This is a genomic window from Geitlerinema sp. PCC 7407 (genome assembly GCF_000317045.1).
In the GTDB taxonomy this organism is placed as follows: domain Bacteria; phylum Cyanobacteriota; class Cyanobacteriia; order PCC-7407; family PCC-7407; genus PCC-7407.
The window spans coordinates 155,799-177,819 of record NC_019703.1 but is presented as its reverse complement, the minus strand read 5'-3'; the positions used below and the strand labels follow the sequence as shown (position 1 = coordinate 177,819).

General features: G+C 62.4%; 15 protein-coding genes. 4 read left to right on the top strand and 11 right to left on the bottom strand.

Annotated features, from left to right (window positions below):
• Positions 1 to 22: 22 nt before the first annotated feature.
• The 4 genes from arsS to GEI7407_RS00780 all read right to left on the bottom strand — a co-directional run bounded on the left by arsS (position 23) and on the right by GEI7407_RS00780 (position 5,902).
• A complete protein-coding gene (arsS, locus tag GEI7407_RS00795) occupies positions 23 to 1,024 on the bottom strand; it encodes an arsenosugar biosynthesis radical SAM (seleno)protein ArsS (protein ID WP_015170227.1) in 1,002 nt (333 codons plus the stop codon).
• A gap of 42 nt (positions 1,025 to 1,066) precedes the next feature.
• Positions 1,067 to 2,035: an arsenosugar biosynthesis arsenite methyltransferase ArsM gene (gene arsM, locus GEI7407_RS00790; protein ID WP_041268221.1), complete on the bottom strand. Its 969-nt coding sequence runs from the start codon at positions 2,033 to 2,035 to the stop codon at positions 1,067 to 1,069.
• 93 nt (positions 2,036 to 2,128) lie between these two features.
• Positions 2,129 to 3,304, bottom strand: a complete 1,176-nt coding sequence (bioF, locus tag GEI7407_RS00785; RefSeq protein ID WP_015170225.1) for an 8-amino-7-oxononanoate synthase — start codon at positions 3,302 to 3,304, stop codon at positions 2,129 to 2,131.
• Positions 3,305 to 3,433: 129 nt separating this feature from the next.
• On the bottom strand, positions 3,434 to 5,902 hold the full coding sequence (locus GEI7407_RS00780; RefSeq protein WP_015170224.1) for an ATP-dependent Clp protease ATP-binding subunit: 2,469 nt from the start codon (positions 5,900 to 5,902) through the stop codon (positions 3,434 to 3,436).
• A gap of 866 nt (positions 5,903 to 6,768) precedes the next feature.
• Here GEI7407_RS00780 and GEI7407_RS00775 point away from each other — a divergent pair.
• Positions 6,769 to 7,482: a hypothetical protein gene (locus GEI7407_RS00775; RefSeq protein ID WP_015170223.1), complete on the top strand. Its 714-nt coding sequence runs from the start codon at positions 6,769 to 6,771 to the stop codon at positions 7,480 to 7,482.
• Positions 7,483 to 7,489: 7 nt separating this feature from the next.
• Here the strand turns inward: GEI7407_RS00775 and GEI7407_RS00770 are convergent, their stop codons facing one another.
• Together GEI7407_RS00770 and GEI7407_RS00765 are read right to left on the bottom strand one after the other, a co-directional pair.
• Complete coding sequence (locus GEI7407_RS00770; RefSeq protein WP_015170222.1) at positions 7,490 to 8,320, bottom strand: SWIM zinc finger family protein; 831 nt, start codon at positions 8,318 to 8,320, stop codon at positions 7,490 to 7,492.
• The gene (locus GEI7407_RS00765; RefSeq protein ID WP_015170221.1) at positions 8,320 to 11,505 is read right to left on the bottom strand and encodes a DEAD/DEAH box helicase; all 3,186 of its coding nucleotides are present in this window, start codon (positions 11,503 to 11,505) and stop codon (positions 8,320 to 8,322) included. Before GEI7407_RS00765 ends, GEI7407_RS00770 begins: the two co-directional genes overlap by 1 nt.
• A gap of 451 nt (positions 11,506 to 11,956) precedes the next feature.
• Here GEI7407_RS00765 and GEI7407_RS00760 point away from each other — a divergent pair, with 451 nt between their 5' ends.
• Entirely contained in the window at positions 11,957 to 12,490 is a 534-nt protein-coding gene (locus GEI7407_RS00760) for a GerMN domain-containing protein (protein ID WP_015170220.1), read from the top strand.
• Positions 12,491 to 12,577: 87 nt separating this feature from the next.
• On the opposite strand, the gene polA is transcribed toward GEI7407_RS00760, so the two are convergent.
• The 5 genes from polA to GEI7407_RS00735 all read right to left on the bottom strand — a co-directional run bounded on the left by polA (position 12,578) and on the right by GEI7407_RS00735 (position 20,011).
• Entirely contained in the window at positions 12,578 to 15,502 is a 2,925-nt protein-coding gene (gene polA / locus GEI7407_RS00755) for a DNA polymerase I (RefSeq protein WP_223294460.1), read from the bottom strand.
• A gap of 30 nt (positions 15,503 to 15,532) precedes the next feature.
• Positions 15,533 to 16,318: an HAD family hydrolase gene (locus GEI7407_RS00750; RefSeq protein WP_015170218.1), complete on the bottom strand. Its 786-nt coding sequence runs from the start codon at positions 16,316 to 16,318 to the stop codon at positions 15,533 to 15,535.
• 147 nt (positions 16,319 to 16,465) lie between these two features.
• Positions 16,466 to 17,167, bottom strand: a complete 702-nt coding sequence (locus GEI7407_RS00745; RefSeq protein WP_015170217.1) for an alternative oxidase — start codon at positions 17,165 to 17,167, stop codon at positions 16,466 to 16,468.
• A gap of 326 nt (positions 17,168 to 17,493) precedes the next feature.
• Positions 17,494 to 17,760, bottom strand: a complete 267-nt coding sequence (locus tag GEI7407_RS00740) for a hypothetical protein (protein ID WP_015170216.1) — start codon at positions 17,758 to 17,760, stop codon at positions 17,494 to 17,496.
• A gap of 562 nt (positions 17,761 to 18,322) precedes the next feature.
• Positions 18,323 to 20,011, bottom strand: coding sequence for a DUF3352 domain-containing protein (locus GEI7407_RS00735; protein WP_015170215.1), 1,689 nt, complete (start codon positions 20,009 to 20,011; stop codon positions 18,323 to 18,325).
• Positions 20,012 to 20,311: 300 nt separating this feature from the next.
• Here GEI7407_RS00735 and GEI7407_RS00730 point away from each other — a divergent pair, with 300 nt between their 5' ends.
• Complete coding sequence (locus GEI7407_RS00730) at positions 20,312 to 20,635, top strand: hypothetical protein (protein ID WP_015170214.1); 324 nt, start codon at positions 20,312 to 20,314, stop codon at positions 20,633 to 20,635.
• A gap of 345 nt (positions 20,636 to 20,980) precedes the next feature.
• Positions 20,981 to 21,979: a hypothetical protein gene (locus GEI7407_RS00725; protein WP_015170213.1), complete on the top strand. Its 999-nt coding sequence runs from the start codon at positions 20,981 to 20,983 to the stop codon at positions 21,977 to 21,979.
• Positions 21,980 to 22,021 lie beyond the last annotated feature (42 nt).

The window sequence follows — 22,021 nt, the reverse complement described above, 5'->3', positions numbered from 1 at the left end:
ATTTCCCGCAAAGTCCCCTGCCCTAGACCAGAGAGCCGCCACAGCTCGACCCTGCGCCCGCCGTGCAGCCGTAGCAGTAGTCCGCCGTCTGCACCCGCTCGATCCGGTCCAGGCTGTCTGCCGCCAGCAGCGCCTCCACCGTCAGCGGCTGACCGTCCGGCGTGCGGGCTGGTAGCCCCTCCATTTGGTTAAAGTCGCAGTCGTATACGCGACCCAGGTAGTCCACCGACAGCTCCTGCAAGCACATCAGGCCTGCCACCGTGTCAGGGTTGAAGTGGGTCTCCAGAAAGCGCAGATAAGGCGCGTAAAGCTGTCGGTGCTGCAAATGAAACTTGGTGCGGCCAATGGGCAAATTGGTGATGGTCAGCAGGCGATCGAACACCACCCCAAACTGCCCTTGGAGATAGGCTTTGTAGTCTTTTTCTAGCTTGGCCTGGTCGGGGGTCAGGGCAAACTTCTCGGTCTGGGGGACCTGGGGGTTGTAGACCAGATCCAGCATCAGCCGCGGATCCCGGCCATAGCCCGCCTGGTTGAGCCGCCGCAGCACCTCGATGGAGCGCTCAAAGACGCCTTGGCCCCGCATGCGATCGACGTTTTCGGCGCTGTAGCAGGGCAGCGAAGCCACCACCCGCACCTGATGCTGAGCGAAGTAGGCGGGGAGGTCTTCGTAACCGGGCTCTAGGCAAATGGTGAGATTCGAGCGCACGATCACGGCCTTGCCGCAAGCGCGGGCCGTCTCCACCAGCGCCCGAAACCCGTAGTTCATCTCGGGAGCGCCCCCCGTCAGGTCCACGGTCTGGATCTGAGGAAAGCGGCGAATCAAGGTCAGGAGCTGGTCGCACACCTCGGGAGAGAGTTCTTCGGTGCGCTGGGGGCTGGCCTCCACGTGGCAGTGGGAGCAGGCCAGGTTGCAGCGACGCCCGAGATTAATTTGCAAGACGGTGATGGTCTGCTTGGTCAGGGGCGCGGCGAGCTTGTGGGCGAAGGGGGTCACGCTCTCGGTCGGAAGATTGAGCTGGGTCATGGGGAATCGCGGGAAAGATCTCGGGGAGAAAACAGGAGAAAACTAGCAACAGCCGCCGCCGTCGTAGTGCCAGGTGGACGGGGTCACCCAGATCTCTTCGGAGGCGATCGCCCCTAGCTTGGCTGCCGTTTTGTCGCAGACCGCCGCCGGAACCCCTTTGGCGAGCACGTGGCCCGCCCCGTCATCAAAGCAAGATTCGGAACCGCTGTAGATGGCAGTTTTGCCGGTGAAGATGCAGGGGCCGTCGGGGGCAATGGGCACTTTGAAGGCCACCGAGTCCAGACTCTCGAGCAGGAGGGGCTCGTCGAGCTGGTAGGTCTGGCGATCGAGCAGGCGGTAGGGCCGACGGGCGCGAATTTCGACCTGGCCGAACCCGGCCCGAACAATGCGCTGGACGTACTGCTCGTAGGTGAGCGCTCCAGACAGGCACATCGCCCGCAGCCGCTCATCCTGCTGGAGGTGGGCCGGAATGGGCCGAGTGGCGATCGGGTCACTCATGATCAGGCGGCCGCCGGGCTTGAGGACGCGGAAGGTTTCGGCGAGGGCGCGAGAGAGATCCTCGGGCTCAAAAATATTGAACAGGCAGTTCTGGGCTACCACGTCCACCGAGGCGTCGGGCACGGGCAGGGCAAAGGCATCCCCGGCCAGGAGGGTGACGAAGTCCTCGGCAAACCAGGAGTTGGCCTCAGCGGCGATCGCCAGATTGCGCTGCGCGGCCTCCCGCATTTCGGCCACCGGATCGACGGCGATGACGCCCCCGGGCCGCCGGGAAAAATAGGCAAACTGGAGCGCCTCCAGACCACCGCCCACGCCCACGTAGAGTACCTTTGGCTCCCCCGCCAGCTCCGCCGGGTGGACCGTGGTGCCACACCCGTAGTTCATGGCCTGCATGGCCTCGGGCACCACCAGGTCAGGCAGCCGCAGGGGCGTGCTCTGGACACAGCACAGGCCAACGTCCGGGGTTTGGGCCACTTCGCTGTAGAACTGGGCCGTGGTTTCTAGATAGCTCACTTCAAGTTTCTCCCAAATCGACACGCACCCTTGGCGCAATCCCAGGCAGTCAGGATTAGCCACCAAGCTTTTTAACAAGGTAAGGGAAACCTTTCAAAGGTGCCCGAGAGCAAAGACAAGTTTCTCTAGGTGGGCTGGCTCGTGGGTGGCCATGACCGTCAGGCGCAGACGGCTGGTGGGCACCGTGGGCGGCCGCACCGCCGACACCCAGAGGCCCTGGCGGCGCAGATCCTGGCTAAAGGCGATCGCCGTGGCCGGGTCAGCCACCTGCAAGCAGAGGATCGGGGACTCCGACGGCAAAAGCTGGAAGGGCGATCGCTCCTGGGCCGCCAGATCGGCGATCGCCTGCTGAAGAAAGGCCACGTTTTGCCAGAGGCGCTGGCGACGCTGGGGCTCGCGCTCGACGAGGTCAAGGGCGGCGATCGCCGCGCCGGTGTCGGCGGGCGTGAGGCCCGTGGTGTAGATCCAGGTGGCCGCCCGATTGCGCAGGTAGTCGACGAGGGGAGCCGAGCCCGCCACGTAGCCGCCCAGGCTGCCCAGGGCCTTGCTGAGGGTGCCCATCTGGATCAGCGATCGCCCGCTGCAGCCCAGGTGCTCGACGCCGCCCGCCCCGCGATCGCCCATCACCCCGGTGCCGTGGGCCTCGTCCACCAGCACCATGGCCTCGTGAGTTTCCGCCAGCGCCAGAATTCCCGGCAGCGGACACAGGTCGCCGTCCATGCTGAACACGGTGTCGGTGACGATGAGGCAGCGCCGATGCTGAGATCGGTGCTGCTGGAGCAGATCTGCCAGATCGTCGAGGGAGTTGTGGCGGTAGTCGAGGACCGTCGCGCCGCTGAGACGCGCCCCGCTGCGGATGCTGGAGTGATTGTACTGGTCCGACAAAATCAGGTCTCGCGCGCCCACCAGCGCCGCGATCGCCCCCACATTCGCCAGGTAGCCGGAGCTGAAGACCACCGCGTCTTCGGTTTGCTTGAGGCGGGCGATCGCCTGTTCCAGATCGCGGTGCAGGTCGCGATGGCCGCTGAGCAGCCGCGAGCCCGTGGTGCCGGTGCCCAGGGCCTGGGTCGCCGCGATCGCCGCCTGCACCAAGCGCTCGTCCCCCGCCAAGCCCAGATAGTCATTGCTGGCAAAGTTGATCAGCGGCTGGCCCTCCACCATCACTACCGGCCCCGGACGGCCCGCCAGGGGCTGCACCGAACGGTACCAGTCTGCGCGGTGAATGGTTTCTAGGGATTTCTCGATCCAGTCATAGGGATTTGGGGCCATAGTCAGCGTTAAAAGAGCGCAGGGTGGGACGCAGCTTCCATCGTCTCCTATTGCGCCGCCCATGCCAAAGCCGAGGCCAACCTCCCTCGGAAGCCAGCCTCGGCCCTAGACTTTTGCCAAAGCGCCGAACTAGAGCGCTGAGACCGACTGGAGCACCGGCGTGCGAGCGCGCACCTGAACCTGACCATCGTCGTCGAGGTCCAGCACCGCCGTGTCGCCGCTGTGCAGCTGGCCCGCCAGCATGGCCTCGGCCAGGTGATCTTCCACCAGGCGCGTTACGGCTCGGCGCAGGGGCCGCGCGCCGTAGCTGGGGCTGTAGCCCTCGTCGATCAGGCGATGCTTCACCGCGTCGGTCAGCACCAGGGTGATGCCTTGTTCGCTGAGGCGATCGCCCACTTCCCGGATCAGCAGCTCGGCCACCTGAGCGAGCTCGTCGCGGGTGAGGCGGCGGAAAACGATGATTTCGTCGAGGCGGTTGAGAAACTCGGGCCGGAAGTACTGCTTTAGCTCTTCGTTTACCTGCGATCGCACCCGCTGGTACTGCGCCGTTTCCGCCTCGTCACCTGTGGCCGCAAAGCCCAGGCCCAGGCCATTCTTCTCGATCGCCCGCGAGCCCAGATTGGAGGTCAGGATAATCAGCGTATTTTTGAAGCTGACCACTCGGCCCCGGGCGTCGGTCAGTCGGCCATCTTCGAGCAGCTGCAGCAGCAAATTGAAGACGTCAGGGTGGGCTTTTTCGATTTCGTCGAGGAGCAGCACTGTGTAGGGCTTGCGCCGGACGGCTTCGGTGAGCTGGCCGCCCTCGTCATAGCCCACAAATCCCGGCGGCGAGCCGATGAGCTTGGAGACGGTGTGGGCCTCCATAAACTCGGACATATCCAGCCGGATCATGGCTTCCTCGGAGCCGAAAACCGTAGCCGCGAGGGCCTTGGCCAGCTCCGTCTTGCCGACGCCCGTCGGTCCCGAAAACAGCAGGCTGGCGATCGGCCGGTGGGGGCTGCCCAGGCCAACGCGCGATCGCCGAATGGCGCGAGCGGCGGCTGTGACGGCTTCCTGCTGGCCGATGACGCGCTCGTGCAGCGTGTCTTCGAGGTGCATCAGCATCAGAGACTCCGATTCGGTGAGGTGGTTGACCGGAATGCCGGTCCAGGCCGAGATCACCTGGGCGATGTCCTCAGCGGTCACCACGGGCCGGGGCTCGGCGTCGCGCTGGGCAGTGCGCAGGTCCGCGAGGGTTTGCTGCAGCGCCAGTTCGCGATCGCGCAGCTTCCCGGCCTGATCAAAGTCCTGAGCCGTTACGGCCGCTTCTTTTTCGGCGGTCACGGCCCGCAGATCCTGGCGAATGCGCTGGGCGGGCGAGTGGCGGGTGTGGCGCAGGCGCACCCGAGAGCCCGCTTCGTCGATCAGGTCAATGGCCTTGTCGGGAAGGTGGCGATCGGGAATGTAGCGATCGGACAGGCGGGCCGCCGCCACCAAAGCTTCGTTGCTGATGGTGAGGTGGTGGTGCTGCTCGTAGCGATCGCGCAGCCCCCAGAGAATCTCGATGGTCTCGGTCAGGGTGGGCGCTTCCACCTTCACCGGCTGAAATCGGCGCTCGAGGGCCGCATCCTGCTCGATGTGCTGGCGGTACTCATCAAGCGTCGTCGCGCCGATGCACTGGAGCTCGCCCCGCGCCAGCGCTGGCTTCAGCAGGTTGGAGGCGTCGAGGCCCCCAGCCGTCGCGCCCGCTCCGACCAGGGAGTGAATTTCATCGATGAACACAATCACGTTGCCCGCTTGGCGCACCTCCGCCAAGATCTGGGTCAAACGCTCTTCAAACTCGCCCCGGAAGCGGGCTCCGGCCATCAGCGTGCCCATGGCCAGACTGATAATCTGGCGATCGCGCAAAATCTCCGGCACGTCGCCATTGACAATCCGCTGGGCCAGTCCTTCGGCGATCGCCGTCTTGCCCACGCCGGGATCTCCCAGCAAAATCGGGTTATTTTTCGTGCGGCGGCCCAAAATCTGCACCACCCGCTCCACTTCGGCTTCGCGGCCCACCATGGGGTCCAGTTCTCCGGCGATCGCCCGCATGGTCAGGTTGATGCCAAACGTTTCTAGGGCGCGGCCCATGGGAGCCGCCGTCTGGGCCGATCGGCTGGGCTGGGCAAAGGCCATTTCCGCCGGGTCCGCCATCAGGGCCTGAAGGCGATCGCGCACCTCGGCCAGATCGACTCCCAGATTGGTCAGCACCTTGGCCGCCACGCTATCGCCCGCCTGGACCAGGCTCAGCAAAATGTGCTCCGGCGTCACGTAGGCCTGGGACTCTTGCTGCACACCCTGGAGTGCCTGCTCAAACACCTGGCGCGTGCGGGGCGTCGGCGGAATGTCCGCTGGCACTATGCCCGACCCCCGGCCAATAATTCCCTCGACTTCGCGGCGCGCTGCGGCAGCCGTCACGCCCATATCCGTCAGGAGACGAGCCGCCGGACTGCTTTCCACCCGGAGCACGCCCAGCAAGATCTGCTCGGTGCCAATAAAACTGTGGCCGAGGCGGCGCGCTTCTTCTTGGGCAAAGACAATGACTGCAACCGCTCTGTCGGTGAAGTATTCAAACATGTTGAGTTCCTCAAATGCGCCTGTCGAAGACGGGCAAAGTGACCAGCCAGCAATGAGCGAAGGCTATCGCGCGATCGCGAGCGTCTCAGGAAGCCCCCAGCCCTCAGAGCGCCGATGGACAGAGTAGGGGCGATCGCCTCTCGGCCAGCTTTTTTCAGCACTTCCGGGCACTCTCTGACCGGCCCAAAACCTGCACAAAATCAATAGACAAGCGTGATGCAAAGGACCTCCAAAGTACCGTCTAAGGGTTCGTTGATCCCGTGTCCTTACTTTAGCGAGGGACTTCTAATCTCGCAGGGAGGAAAACCGAAGAAAAAGGGGTCGTAGAAGCCGCCACGCCGGGAAATGGCTGGGAGATTCTGCTGGGCCGCTCTTGGCGACGCTGGAACGCTCGCGGCCTTGGGACAGGGCGTCTTTTCTATGGATTCAGTGGCCGGATTCGCGGTTTCGCCCAGCATCCCAAAGTCCAGCCGAGGGGCGATCGCCCCCTTGCCCAGCAGTCAGACCCTCAGGGGAGATTGGGTCTCTGAGTTTTTTCGCTTTTCTTAACTTTTTCAAATCGTTATTGAGCCATCTTCGATCGCGAAATGCGCCAGCGAAATCCCCAAGAAAACGGTTGATTTTTGCGTGCAAAAAAGGGTGTCTCCACCTCCTAGCCGTAAATTTTCGGTGAATATCAGGACTAGATTCTTAATTGGGGCATAATTTGCCCTTAACTTAGGGGAATAGTGGTTTTGAGAGTGGGGTTTGACCCCTCATGGGGTTCTGGTTTTTGGCAGGGGCGATCGCCCCAAGTCCCCGCCAGCGCCTTGGTCCCAAGACCTCTCGTCCTGGTTTAAGCAGACTTTTTGAATGAGATTTCCACAATGGCAAAAACGTTCGGCATTTCAGGAGTAGACGGCAATGCCAAAGCTCCCTCTGCCCTGAGAGGCTTGAAGCTCTCACCTCTTGTGTGGATTTTCGTCCCCGTTATTTTCTTACTCGCCGCTGCCCGGATTCAGACCTACGTTCCCTTGGGTAATCTCACCCGCGACCCGCTCGTGGTGGCTGATGCGCCCTTTTATACGGGCATTTTCTCCAACTTTGGGGTCCTGTTTTGGTGCGCTGGGGGGGCGATCGCCCTTTTCAGTGCGGCTGTGTGCCGCGCCCGCCCAGACAGTCAGGAACTGGGGCGCTTTTTCTTGGCTTCGGGTGTCCTGACCCTGGTTTTGATGTTTGACGACCTGTTTCAGCTCCACGAGGGCTTTTTGCCCTATCACGTGGGCATCTCGGAGGAGATTGTGTACCTAGGCTACGCGATCGCCTTTAGCTGGTATCTGTTTCGCTTCCGCAAAACCCTCAAGAAAACGCCCTTTGGCTACTTGGGACTGGCGTTTCTGCTGCTGGGCATTGCCCCCATTTTTGACAAAGAAATTCTGCCTTTGCCCGCCTCTTGGCTGACCAATGAGGGTATTTTCCTGTTTGAAGACGGGTTCAAGCTGCTGGGCGTTGTGGCGTGGTTTATTTATTTTGCCGTCAGCGGCAGTCAGGCTCTGATCGGCGATCGCCCGGCCCCAGAGCCGGAGGCAAAGCAGCCCTAGGCCGCCGCTAGTCCGCTGTGTCGTTCCCCACCTGCATCGCTGCCATGACGGCCTGCTGGCTGGCGGCTTGGTAGATCGCCTCGAGATAGTCCAGCGCAACCTGGGGGGCGATCGCCGCTGGTCCCTCCGCCGCCAGGGGAATCGGCCCCAGAGCCTGGAGCACCGTGTCGGCCCCCAGGGGCGGCGCGATCACCACCAGGGACGGCTCGAGCTGGGCATCGTAGCTCCAGAAACGCTCCAGATCTGGGGCCGCCAGCCCTTCGGGCATTGCCTTCTCAGCCTCAGCCACCGGCGCTTCGCGCTGGGCACCCCGCAGATGGCGCAGCCCCGCGATCACCTCTTCCTTGGTGCGGCCCCGCAGCTGAAACAGCACAAAAGGATCATCCCCAAAGCGATCGCCCAGCAGGTAGTACACTGCGCCGATGTGCTTGCAGGGATTGGCTTTGTCGGGGCAGTTGCAGCGGCTGTGGATATCAAACTTGGTCAGGGGAAACAGGCTCAGGCCGTTGGCCGTGAACACCGCCTCGATGTTGCGCGGCATTTCTCCCGCCAGCAGCTTGGCCGAAAACATTGCCTTCTGAGACATGGTCTCGATCACGTAGGACCACTGCTCATCGTCAAAGGGATCGAGGGAAATCGAGACCTGGTAGGGATCTGGGGCCGTCCCCTGGACCTGGGCTAGCACCTTGGGTCCGCGAAACTCGATGCTGAGGACGTTGCCTTCGCGGGCGTAGGTGTGGGCGCGGGCCGATCGCAGGGTCCGCCCAAAGGACTCCAGCACATCAAACCAGCGCTGAGCCCACCATTCCCGATTGGCCTGGGGATTGTAGCTTGCCATCACAGTTCCTCATCAATCACAGCGCTGCGATCGAGCAGCAGCAGGTCCCGGAGCTGATCGGTATTGAGCTCCGTCAGCCAGTCTTCCCCGGAGCCCACCACCTGCTCGGCTAGGGCCTTTTTGCCCTCGATCATGTCGTGGATTTTGGCCTCGAGGGTGCCGGAGCAGACAAACTTGTGGACCTGGACATTGCGCGTCTGGCCAATCCGGAACACGCGATCGGTGGCCTGGTTTTCGACGGCGGGGTTCCACCAGCGATCGAAGTGAAACACATGGTTGGCGCGGGTGAGGTTGAGGCCGACGCCGCCCGCCTTGAGGGACAAAATCATCACCCGAGGCGCTTGGGGGTCGTTTTGGAAGCGATCGACCATTTCCTCGCGCTGCTTTTTGCGGACGCCGCCGTAGAGAAAGAGCGCTTCTTGGCCCAAGCGCGTCTCGAGGTAGGGCTGGAGCAGCTTGCCCCACTCCGCAAACTGGGTGAAAATCAGCGCGCGATCGCCCTCCGAGAAGACTTCCTCCAGCATTTCTTCGAGGCGCTGGAGCTTGCCCGATCGCTGGGTCGAGCTGAGCTGGGGGTGCTTGAGGAAGTGGGCCGGGTGATTGCAGATCTGCTTGAGCTTGGTCAGCAGCGCCAGAATGATGCCGCGCCGCTGAATCCCTTCCGCCGCGTCGATTTCCAGCAGCGACTGGTCTACCGTGTGCTGGTACAGACTGGCCTGCTCCGCCGACAATCCGCAAAAGACCGTCATTTCCTGCTTGTCGGGCAGGTCCTGGATGATTTCGCGATCGGTCTTCAGGCGGCGCAGGATGAAGGGCTGAACGAGCGATCGCAGCGTCCGCAGCGAATCCGTGTCGCCGTAGCGCTCGATGGGCACCGCAAAGCGCCGCTGAAAGAATTTGCGCGGCCCCAAATAGTTGGGATTCAAAAAGTCCAGAATTGACCACAGCTCCGCCAGGCGGTTCTCCACCGGCGTCCCCGTCAGGGCGATGCGAAACTGGGCCTCTAGCTGCCGCACCGCCTGGGACTGCTTGGAATCAGCGTTTTTGATGTTTTGGGCCTCATCCAGGACCACCCCGCGCCAGCGGACCTCCTGCAAGGTTTTGAGATCGCGGGGAATCAGGGCATAGCTGGTGATGACCAGCTGGTGACGGGCTGCTTCCTTGGCGAAGGCTTTGGCCTTCAGGCGTTTGTCGCCGTGGTGGACCCAGGCCTTGAGGCTCGGACCAAACCGCTGCACCTCGCGCTCCCAGTTCCCCAAAACCGACGTGGGACACACCAGCAGGGTCGGCCCCTGGAGATCGCCGCGCTCCTGAAGGTGCAGCAAAAAGGCAATCAGCTCAATGGTTTTGCCCAGACCCATGTCATCGGCCAGGCAGGCCCCCAGATTCCAGCGCTCCAAAAAGGCCAGCCAGCCCACCCCGCGAGCCTGGTAGGGCCGCAGCTGCCCCTGGAAGCCCGCTGGCGTGGTCGCCGTTTCGAGGGAGCGGCGGCCGGTTAGGGTGGTGACCAGTTCCTGGAGCGCCCCCGTCGCCTCGAAGCTGACCACGGGCAGGCGGCCAATGGTTTGGGAGTCGCCGGTGCTGATGCGCAGCGCGTCTTCTAGGGACAGGGTGGCTTTGTCCTTGCGGTTGGCAAAGAATTCTTGAGCGGCGCGAATGTCACTGTCTCGCAGCTCCACCCACTCGCCGTTGATTTCGACCAGGGGCGTTTTGAGGGCGACGAGGCGATCGAACTCTCGCTTGGAGAGGGTTTGGCCGCCGATGGACAGCTCCCAGGCCAGATTGAGCAGGCTCTGGAGCCCGAGGCGGCCATTGGCCTGGGGGTCTGGGGTTTGGGCCTGGATCTTGAGGCCGAGGCGGTTGGCAAAGCCATTGCGGTTGGTCAGGCTGGGGGGCAGCACCACGCCAAATCCGCTGTCCTGGAGCCGGAAGCTGGCGGTTTTGATGAAGTCGTAGGCTTCGAGGGGCGAGAGGACACAGTGGCTGGGGTGGGGCTGATCGAGGCTGGCCTCTAGGGGCACAAACAGGCGCGACGCCAGCCCCAGCCCCCGCAGCAGGGTTTCCTGGGGCTGGGCGATCGCCCGTCCCCGCTCGATCAGGGTCTCCACGGGGTGGTTCCAGATCTCCTCCGCCTCGACCCGAAAGTCTGGGTCATTCACCGCCTGGAGGCCGTAGGTCAGCAGCCAGCGATCGCTCGCTTCTGTGGGCGCGTGCAGCTGAAAGCAGGCCTGAAACGCTTGGTGGCCCGCCAGATGGTGCTGAATCGGGGCCATCCAGGTGGCCAGGGCGCTCTCGAGGGGGGCGATCGCCTCCGCAGACGCCTCCACCTGGACTGTCGGCTGCCCCAAGGCCGCTAGCCAAGCCCCCATCGGGACCACCGTTTCCGGCACCCCGCGATCGGTCTGAGCCGGGGCCAAGGAACGCACCTGGGCATCGAGCAGCGCTGCCAAAAAATGCTGGAGCAGGGGTCGTGGCTCGGCCAAAAACACCGCCGGAGCGCCCTTTTCAGCGCCGTCTGGGCCATAGCAGCGGCTCGCTGGGGGCATGTGGCGCACAAAGTGCTCCAGGCGGGCCTGATCGACCGCGCTGTCTAGCAGGGGCTGCCAGCGGGCCTGATAGGCGCTCTCTGTCGGCAAGAGGCGCGGCACAAACTTGGAGCGGGCCAAAATGTCCAGGCACCAGCGGGCGCCATGGGACCAGTAGCGCAAGTCGTCGCCCAGCAAGGACATATGGCCATTGACCAGGCCGAGGGGCAGCGACTGCAAAAAGGCCCAGGTCTGCGCGGCGCTCAGGCGAATCCCGGGCACCTGCCACGGGTGCAGCAGGAGCGATCGCCCGTCACCAAGGGCTGGGCTGTCTGGCCCTGGGGCAGCGCCCGACAGCCGGGGCAGCGCCGTCACCGGGGCCCCGTCAGACCAGTCTGTGGGCAAGGCCACCACCTGAATTTCTTGGACCGCCGAAGTCAGGCGATCGCCCTTCCAGAGCTCCGGCGGCAAGCTCACGCCATCGCGAGCCCCCCCACGCAGCCACGCCGCCAGTTCGCCGTGGGTCATCGCCAGAGGATGCACCAAAATCCCGGATTCAGGAGCGATCGCCGGAGCGCTCAAGCTGCGCCACGTTTCTCCCCAGAGAAAAAAGTAACCGCCTTGGTCAGAGGGTTGCCAGCTACCGTGTAGGATTGCCATGCAGACTTCGCAAACTCAATCGGTCTTAGACTCGAACGGTTGCCCCTGCCACGGCAGCGCCAACCCCATGTTTTTTGGTCGATCTCGCCTGAAGCGGCTCGCGGCGAATCGCGTGAGGAAGCAGCACCCAGGGGCGATCGCAGCTTGATAGGGCACCCTTGCCACAAGCAAAACCCAGCGGCCCGCCCCACCTAGCAGGACTCGGGCTGCGTTGCCCGTCAATAGTTTCCTATTTTAGAGAGAAACTTTAGGCGTGGCCGCTCCCAGTTGCGCAATATCACTCACCCGACCGGGTGAAAAAGCACCTCTTCAGTCGTCATCTTGCGGAAGGATGAGATTTGACACTGATTCAGGTTTTTAGTCCTCTCCCACAGCCCTAAGTTGCACATTTTGTCCTGGGGGCCATCAAGAAGGCACCTATCACTTCACCCTGAATTCTGGAGTTCCCCGCATGTCTCGTTCCCTCAGCTTCGCCGCGCTCCTGGGCCTGTTGACCGTTAGCAGCCTGAGCCTCCTGGCCCCTGCCACCCAAGCCGCCCCCGCCCCGACCACCCTCGCCCAAAATACCCGAGCCGTGCGCGTCTACTTCCCCAAAGAGCCCCGCAGCTTCAGCTCCGACCTGAGCTACGTGGAAGGGGTGACCCGCTACACCAGCTCTACCAGCGTGGCCAGCTACGCCGTCCAGCAGCTAATCGCCGGTCCCAACAGCCAAGAGCAGCGCCAAGGCCTGCGCAAGGCCGTCACGCTCCAAGGCAACTCCAACTGCGGCGCTGACTTTAGTCTCAGAATTCGCAATAGCGTTGCTCAGTTGCGCTTCTGCCGCACTGTCGCTTCTGCCGGTGTGGGGGATGACGCCCGGACCCTCAGCGCCCTCAACGCCACCCTCAAGCAGTTTCCCACCGTGAAGTACACCGTCATTCTCGACCAGAACGGCAACTGCCTCGGAGATATGAGCGGCGAAAATAACTGCTTCATTCCCTACTAGGGCTTAAGGGGCGATCGCGGTCTGTCTAGCCCCCACTCGGGCAAGCGGCGATCGCCCTTTCACTCCCCCTCGCGACCTTTCCCCTAGCTACTTAGTTTCCATCCAGTTTTGGCCCGCGTGCACCTCCGCCACCAGGGGCACCTTCAGCTCCACGGCGCTCTCCATGGTCTGGCGAATCTGGGGCGCCAGGGCGTCCCACTCCTCCGGCGGCACCTCAAAGACCAGTTCATCGTGCACCTGGAGCAGCAGGCGAGCCTGGTAAGGCTGCATCACCTCAGCCAGCTTCACCATGGCCCGCTTGATAATGTCGGCGCTCGACCCCTGAATCGGGGCATTGGCAGCGGCCCGCAGAAGCCCCGCGTCGTTGCGCCCCAGCTTGAGGCTTTCGAGGTCGATGGTGTCCGGATCGCGATCGCGCAGCGCCTTCAGCTCCGAGCTCTCGAACTGGAAGTAGCGCCGCCGTCCCAAAATCGTCTCGACATAGCCCCGGGCGATCGCCTCCTGCTCCATCCGCCGCAAATAGGCAAACACGCGCGGATAGCGTTCGTTGAAGCGCTCGATAAACACCTTGGCATCCTTCGACGACACCCCCGTTTCCCGGGCAAAGCGCTGCGCCCCCATGCCGTAGATCACGCCGAAGTTGATCACCTTGCCCAAGCGACGCTCCTCCGGCGTGATGGCCTCTTTTTCGAGCAGCAGGCGAGCCGTCAGGGCGTGGACATCTTCATTGTTGCGGTAGGTCTCCAGGAGCACCGGCTCCTCGCTCAGGTGCGCCAAAATTCGCAGCTCGATCTGGGAGTAGTCCGCCGCCGCCAATTGCCACCCCTCCTGCGGCAAAAAGGCCTTGCGGATCTGGCGGCTAAAGGCCGTGCGAATCGGAATATTTTGCAGATTTGGATTGGACGAAGACAGCCGCCCCGTCGCCGTGATCGCCTGATTAAAGTCCGTGTGAATGCGCTGATGCTCATCGGCCAGCAGCGGCAGCGCGTCCACATAGGTCGACTTCAGCTTGGCCAAGGAGCGATATTCCACGATCGCGTCCACCACCGGGTGATCGCCCTGGAGCTTCTCCAGCACCGCCGCGTCGGTGGAGTAGCCGGTCTTGGTCTTGCGAGATTTCTTGACGCTGAGGCCCAGCTTGTCAAAGAGAAGTTCGCTGAGCTGCTTGGGCGACCCCAGGTTAAAGGTTTCGCCCGCCGACGCATAGGCCCGCGCTTCGATGGCCTGGAGATCTTGCTCAAGCTGAGCCGAAAAGTTCTGCAAATAGGCCGGGTCGATCCGGATACCGCAAAATTCCATCTCGGCCAGCACAGGCTCCAGGGGAACCTCCACCGACTGGAACAAAGCCAACAGTCGCGGCTCCTGGGCCAAAGCCTGCGCCAAGATCGGCACCAGGCAATAAACGCCGTAGGCGTCCATCCCGCAGTAGTCCGCCACCACGGCAATGTCGAGGTCCTCGATGGATTTGCCCTTGGGGACAAGGTCGCTATAGCTCAGGGGCTGAATGCTCAGGTGGCGCACACTAAGATCGCCCAGGTTGTGGCGATCGTCTGGGTTGAGCACATAGCTGGCCAGCATGGTGTCAAAGACGACTCCCTGGAGCCGAACGCCCTGATGGCGCAGGACCAGGCGATCGAACTTGGTGTTTTGCAGGGCCTTGGGGTAGGCGGGATCCTCGAGAATCGGCCGCAGGGCGTCGAGGACCGTGGCGGTCGGCAGGGTGGTGCCCACCTTGTGGCGCAGGGGAATGTAGGCGACGTCCGATTTGCCGCTGCCCCAGCAGCAGCCGATCCCGACCAGCTCAGCCTTCAGGGGGTCTAGGGCCGTGGTTTCAGTGTCCCAGGCCACGGGGGCAGCGGGGTCCGTGTGGCGGCGCAGCTCGGCGACTAGGGCCGCGAGCTTCTCCGGCGTATCGACGATCTGGGGCTCGATCACGACGCTGGGCATGGCTTGGGCGGCTTCCGTTTCTTCTGCCGAGAAGAAGTCAACGCTGTCGTCGCTGTATTCTGGCAGCGGGGCTGCGGGAGCGGACGTCGGGGTGGGGGTCGCCTCGGGGGCGATCGCCTCTCCGCCCAAGGCTACCTGGATTTTGGACACCTGGCGCACAAAGGATTTTAGCTCCAGCTCCTCCAAGAGAGGCATCAGCGCCGTTTGGTTAAAGCCCCGAAGCTTGCAGTCCTCTAGCGCGACGTCCAGGGGCACATTTAGGGCAATCTGAGCCAAATACTGGGAATGCAGGGCCGCCTCGCGCCCTTCCTCGAGTTTTTTGCGCGTTGCGCCCTTGATCTCCTCCAGAGAGTTATAGATCGCCTCCAGGGAGCCGTAGGTGGTCAGGAGCTGCACAGCGGTTTTGGGACCGATGCCCCGCACCCCGGGAATGTTGTCGGAGGTGTCGCCGCACAGGGCCTTGTAGTCCACGACCTGGCTGGGCAGGATGCCGAGCTTGGCCTGGACCTCCTGGGGGCCGAATTCGCGGGAGGTGTCGTCCCCGCGTCGGGCATAGGCGCTGCCCAGATGCAGCACCGTGACGCCTTGGTCGGGGTCAACCAGCTGGAATAGGTCTTGGTCACCGCTGAGGATCTTGACGCGGTAGCCGGCGGTGCTGGCGCGGCGGGCCAGGGTGCCGATTACGTCGTCCGCTTCGTAGCCCGGCGCGGTCAGCACTGGCAGGTTGCAGGCCGCCAGTAGCTTCTGGAGATTTTGGATATCAGGAATGAAGTCTTCGGGAGTGTCGGGGCGGCCATCCTTGTAGGTTTCGTCGGCCTCGTGACGAAACGTGGGCAGCCCCAAGTCAAAGGCGATCGCCACGTACTGGGGATTTTCGCGCCCGATCATCTCCAGCATGGCCTTGAGGAAGCCAAAGCAAACGCTGGTGGGAATGCCTGTGGAGGTGCGCAGCCCCCCATCGCGCCCCTTCGAATACGCAAAGTAGGACCGAAACGCCAAGGAGTGCCCGTCGATCAGGACGAACACAGGCCGATGTTCTAGGGAGGTTTCAGGGGCAACGATCAAGGTCAGTCTACGGAGCGCATCGTCTTAATTTTAGCGGTCCGGCCAGTGGGCGAAGTCCTGGGTGAAGGCCGAGAGCGGCAGCAGGGTGATGGCGTCGGTTTGTTGGGCGCGCCGGCGATCGCCCTCGGTGTTGTAGCCCCAGTCCGCCAAAAAGAGCCGCACCATGCCCAGGTCCGGCTGCTGACGCACCGAATCGAGGGTTTTCAGCCGATCTTCGATGAACCAGACACAGGTCTCGGCCTCCTGGGCCACCACCAGCTCCCGCAGGGTCTGGTGCTTGGGCTGCTTGACCTCCTTGCCGAAGATCCGCTCCTCCGGCCAGTGAATGCCCTCCGCCGCCAGGAGTCGCTGAACAAAGCGGCCTTCCTTGGTGGTGATGATGTAGGGCGTGACCGCCGCCTCCAGAGCGCGCAGGCGATCGCCCACCCCCGGATAAAAGCGATGCTGGGCCAGCCAGCCCTCCAGGTCCCGCGCGATCCAGGCATCGCGCACGCTGTCTACGGCCACCGCCAGATCGGCGGGGCTGCGGGCTTCTTGGGTCACCAGCTGGTGGGCGATCGCCCACCAATCCGCCAAAATCTCCGCCTCACCCATTCCCTGCATCAGCGCGTGCAGCAGCACCGGCATCTCCCAGCCCGTCTCCACCACCGGCCGCAGCCGATAGAACTTCAGCGCCAAATCCGGCGGCGGCGTCGCTGGTCCCCCCGGCCAAATGCGCTGATAGGCCAGCCACGCCGTCTGAAAATACTCCACTAGCCCGTCACAAATCACCCCGTCAAAATCGAGCGCCAGGATCGTCGGCCTCTGCATGGCCATCTCCCCTCTCTCCTTCACCACCCACAACGCCTCTGATCCTACGCTGTCGCCCCAGCGAAACAACAAAGAAACCCCTCCCAATCAAGCCGGGAGGGGCAACCTCATGAGAGGTTTAGTAAGGCAGGCAAGTTGATTGATCTCGTTTGACTACATCGAGGTCGCAGGCTTGGGCGGCAGGATCGGGGACTCCGTTCCCTCGACCTCCGGCACCGCGTGGGGGCTCCGGAAGGTCTTCTGGGCGTCAGGCCGCTGACAAGCCACCATGGTCTTGACGTGCTCCATCTCGTCATCCCGGATATTCACGAACACATCATAGAGATGGCGAATCTCGGGGCGGCGAGTCTCTGGTTTCGAGCCCGTCTGGAACTCATCAAACATGTACAGGTCGCCTTCTCGGTAATAGTTGACTGCCACCGCTGGCGCAGGCTCAGCTTTTAGGGCAGCTTCATTCTCTTGCAAGAAGACATCGTAGGTGTGATAGGCGTGCTGCTCGACCAGCTCCATGAAGTGATAGGCCGATCGCGGCGAGAACAGGTACAGCAGCACCACCAGCCAGTAGTAGGCGAGGGCCGCATGGCGAGCGACAAAGCGGTCAACCCAGCGATCATTTCCGCCCAGGGATTCCATGATCAGCAGGTGGTGGAGCTCATTCCAGGATTCGGCAAAGTGCACTTTGAGCCAGTCAGCCTTGCGCCACAGGCCCAGGCTTTCGTAGAGGTGCAGCACCGACATGTAGGCAAAGTACGGAACGCGGGCAACGGTCTCCAGAACGTAGAAGCGAGGGTAGGGGCGATCGCGGTAGAGGGTATTGATCACAAACACCAAAATACCCACAAGAATTCGAGTCATAGGGGCTTCCCCTTGGAAAATCCGCGAGAACGATTAGAAGAGCCAGAAATCCAACGAGGCGAAGATTTCTAGGACTTCGCTTTCAATCCTAGCGATCCCTCTTCCAGGTTCTAGCGTGAAATCCACGAGGTTTTAGGTTGCAAAAATTGATGATCTGCCAGAGCTATTAAAACCAAGGATTTCAACTCTTTTAAGAGAAAAGAAAATTTTGTGAACCGTTGCGTTTTATGAAAAGCGTTTCGCGTGAAGTTTGAGTCTAGAGCTGAAAAAGAAGCGGTATCGCGTTCAGGAACTAGCCGAGCACCCAGGGCCCGGCCAGTCGAGGATTATCCTTCGGGGGAGCGATCGGTTGTGCCGCTGATTCCCAAGGCTTTTTTGCTGCGCTTGAGCTGCTTCCAGAGCTGCTTGATTTGGTCGTAGGCTTCCTGGGGAGACAGCTTGCCGCCATTTTCCAAGGCGCAGATATAGCCAACACGCTGGTTGAATTCCTGCAAATTGGCATCAAAGGCCATGTATTCCGGTTTGAAGGCTCCGTGATAACGGGCATGGGGATACAGAAAATTGCGCTTACTCGCTTGTTGTAAAGACTCCATCGTCACGCTCCAGTTAGTGAATGGAAGATGAATTAACCTAACCTTAACCTTTGGGCTGATAGTTAGCACGTATCTATTGGCACAGTTGGGGCTCTAGGCGCATGGCCTGAGCAAGGGATGGCAGAACTCCAAAATTGAGAGGATTAGGAGAAAAATCGCTCTCAATCTGGAATTCTCGGAATAGATCGAGGCTGAAATATCCGCAAAGGTTTCCCAGGGCCTTAAAAACTTTAGAAATCACTAGCCTCCCAGGATAGATTGTGAGCACAGAAATCTAAAGATTTTCTGGGGACGCCAGAAATTCTTGCTGCTCGGCGAGAGATTAGGTCAGAACGCTGATGGCGAGAGGATTGGAGGGTCGATCGCCCGTTGAGATCTCCAGCCTGCTGCATCAATCACATCACGAGTCGGACAGCCCAGATCCTGGATTGCCCGACGAAGCGTTGGCGGGGAAGGGTTCGATCAGTGTGCGTGACCGGGACTACCCCCTACATCGGTGCAAGTGCCGAGCTTCAAAGACGCAGCCAGAGGCGATCGCGCGGTTTTCCGGAGAGACAGTGCCCTAGGGGCGATCGAGCTGAAGGGCGATCGCGCTGTGGTGCAGCCCAGCTTCGCTGCCGTAGGTGCTGACGGTGAGGGCATGCAAGTGCTCAAACAGCGGTCCTGCGGCTAGTTCAGCCACGCGCAGGAGGGGCCATTGATCCTCGATCCAGGTCTGTCCCTGGGGCCAGTCGAGGTAGAGATAGCCGCCGTTGGGGGTGGGCAAGGGAGCGATCGCCCGCTGGAACTGGGGCTGATCGGCGAGGGCTTTGCCCTGGGAGGCCTGGAGCGATCGCTCCAGAGCAGCAGCGGAGGTCGCAAAGATTTCGTAGTTGCCCAGGGTGGTGTGGACACCCCGCACCTGGGCCTGGAGCTGGGGTTCAGTCGTCTCAGCGCTTTGGGCCGACGATTCGTCCGCTAGCTCGGTCCAGGCGGAGACGCTTTGCTTGCCGAGGGTGAGGGGGCCGACGCTGTAGCCCTGGGCCTGGGCGATGGTGTCTAGGCGAGCCAGACCCTCGCTCACAGCCAGAGGACTGGTGCGCTCTGCCACAAAGACCCAGTCTGGCGCAGCCTCAGGCGTCGTCGGCAGGAGGGCCAGGGCATACTCGCCCTGGACCCAGGGGAACACATCGGTCGCCAGATCCAGTCCCCACTGCTGCTGCAGCTGGTCTAGGGGCTGCCGAAGCTGGGTGGCGATCGCCCCACCGCGCTCTAGGCCCTGCTCCAGGCTGCGCCAAAGCGCGTGCATATCTCGTCCCGTTGCGACCAAGGGGCTACCGACCGGGATGTATTTCAGGGCGCGGGGCACCGCCGTGATCTGAGGCCGCCCGGACTGGGAGGTTTCGGTGGCGGTCAGCAGCGCCGTATCGGCCACGATGCCTTGGCGCTCGAGGGCCAGGGCGATCGCCCCCTGGGTGTAGGGCAGGGTCGTCGCAGAAGCGGGCTGCGGGTTGAGCCACTGCGTCAAGGCCGGCACATTCGAGTAGATCAGGCCAATGCGCTTGGGCGTCAGCGTGTCCAGGGCCGTCTGGTAGGCCTCGCTGTGCAGCAGGTTCAGCTCCGGAGCCTGGACATTACTGATGGCATCCTTGAGGACGGCTGGCCCATTGGCAAACAGCACAAAGCGATCGCCCACCAGCGCCGTCGCCTGGGTTACCGCTGCATTGTCTGTGTCGCCATAGATCAGCTGCGTGCCCTTATAGGCCTCAAAGGTCGGCAGTTTGCCCGCAGAGGCCTGCTTTTGCCAAAAAGCCTGCAAAAATTCTCGGCTGCGGACCGGATCGCGCGTGCTGAGGGCCAGCAGATACCCAGGCTGCAAGCCATTACTGGGATCGCGGTCTTGATCCGCCGTGGTCACCGCCCACGTCGCCTCGTCACCGAGCCACGGCCGCACATCCTGCTGATAGCTCAGGCCAGTCCCCGCCAGCAGGCTCTGGATCACTCGCTGCACCTCCTGGCGCGATTGCCGGCGATCGCCCGGCTGCGCCAGCACCTGGCGAAACGCTTCGAGCTTGGTCGGGTTGGTCAACAGCGAGGCCACCAGCGGCGCCTGGGGCGGCACAAACATCGCGGCCTGGGGACTGGCGATCGCCCCACCCTGCAACAGCGCCAAGGGACTCTGGGCCAAAATCCAGGCCAGCCCCCCAGCTCCAATCAAGAGGAGGGCAGCGGCGACGCTAGCCAGCACGGTGAAGAACGAACGGCGTTTCATGAAAGTCTCTTGACGCTGCAATGCTGCACACCCCGACGATAACGGATGGCAGCACTATTATCGAAGAAATTTGCCCATCGGCGTCAATTCGGCGACAGGGTAAGGGGCAGGGCAAGGGGGCGATCGCCTGGTTAAGAACGATTCAGCCAGGGTGCGCAGCAAAAACCCCTCTCCCGGACAGCACAATCTGGCGATGAGCAGGGCATCCTAGAACCAGAGAGATGGCGTGTCGGCGCATTTGTCACTAGCGCCTCGTTTGGGCGATCGCCCGCCCCTCTCCATCACCCGCCCGGAGCGTTCATGTCTTCTCCTCCTGAAAATCCCGCGACTGAGCAGTCCACCTCTCGCCCACCGTGGGCCGAGGAAGAGGTCCAAAACCTCAACGAGCAGCGGCTGAACCAAGAATTCGATCGGTGGATCACCGCCCTCCAAGAGTCCGATCGGGCCTTCTACAAGCTGATGGCCATTGAAGTGTGGTCCATTGCCAAAACCATGGACGGCATTTTGCCGGGCTTCTGGAGCCGCTTCATGGCCAATCGCCAAGTAGCCATGAAAAATTTTTTGACCCACAAGCACACCACCAAAGGCACCGAAGACGAAGAGCCCTCTTCGCATCAGCCTTGAGCCCCTTGAGGCGATCGCCCTTGGCCAGTCGCTCTGCGGACTTTGGCAGGACCAAACGGGGGCAAGATATGATGAAGTTAAGGTTTCTTGATTTCTTGGGGCTCGGGCCTGTTTGGCTCGGGAAACAGCGTCCTCACGCGGCGCAGATCAAGGGCGATCGCCCTTCCCCTCTCAGGCTGCATCCCATTCACTTCACAGTTTTGGCCCCCGCTACAGGCCAGTTCACTTGCGTTTTTGGCACCAGACCCTGAGGCGTCTGAATGATCCCTTTGACGCATTGTGTCGAATAATTTTTCTGTCTAAATTAAAATCGGGCTTTTTTGCATCCACTGGGGCAACACCACTATGCTGCGACGACTCTCTCTGTTTGTGGGCACGATGCTGTTGCTGGCCGCTTGCGGCTCGGGAGAACCGGAGGAGGAAGCGATCGCACCTCAGCCGTCTCCTAGCGCTCCAGCTTCCCCGGCCGCCCCACCGGCCACCCCGTCTTTTGCCAATCCCACCGTGCCCCCGGCCGCGGGCAGCACTGCTCTGATTCAGCCAACCAACTCGGGAGAGCGCGTTCGCCAGCTGCAGGCGAGCGCAGGGCGCGCGGATCCCTTCCGTACCATTTCCGTGACGCCGGTGATCGAGCGTGAACCGACCGCCGCTGGCGGGGGCGCTGCGGGCACACCGGCCCAGTCCCAAAGCACCGGGGGCAGCCAGCCAGGACGGCGTTTGGCTGCTCCAGCGGGTGTACCTGCCCGCATTCCCAACATTGCAGGTCAGCGCACCGCCACGGGGGGAAGCACTGCCACGGGAGGACGCACCGCCAGCGCCGGGGGCACGCAGGGGCGCACCAGCGGCGGCCAAGCAGGCCGACCCGGTACCGCTGGATCGGCCACAAAGCCTGGTTCTGGCTCCACCGACACAGCAGGCTCTGCAAGTCCCGGCGGTGGCACCACCGCCAAGCCTCCAGCGATCGCGGCCTTGCCGCCGCGCCCCTCAACGGCGATCGCCGATAGCGTTGCCGTCCTCGGCGTCATCGACTTCAGCAGCACCAGTCCCCGCGCCATCATTCAGGCCCCCAACGAGGCTTCGAGCCGCTACGTCGCCCCTGGGCAGCGCATTGCGGGCGGCACTGTCTTGGTCAAGCGCATCGAAATGGCTGGCAAAACCCCACAAGTCATCCTGCAAGAAAACGGTGTTGAAGTGGCTCGGGGCGTCGGCGAAGCACCTGCGGGCGCTGCGGCCACGACCTCCGGCGGCCCTGCCGCTCCTGGCCCCTCTGCTGCGGTCCCCACTACCCCTGCTGTCGTGAATCTGGCCGTCGCGAGCGATCGCGCCCCGTCGCTGAGCAACTAATCAAACTCCAACCACTCAAACTCACCAAAATCCCCGAGAAAA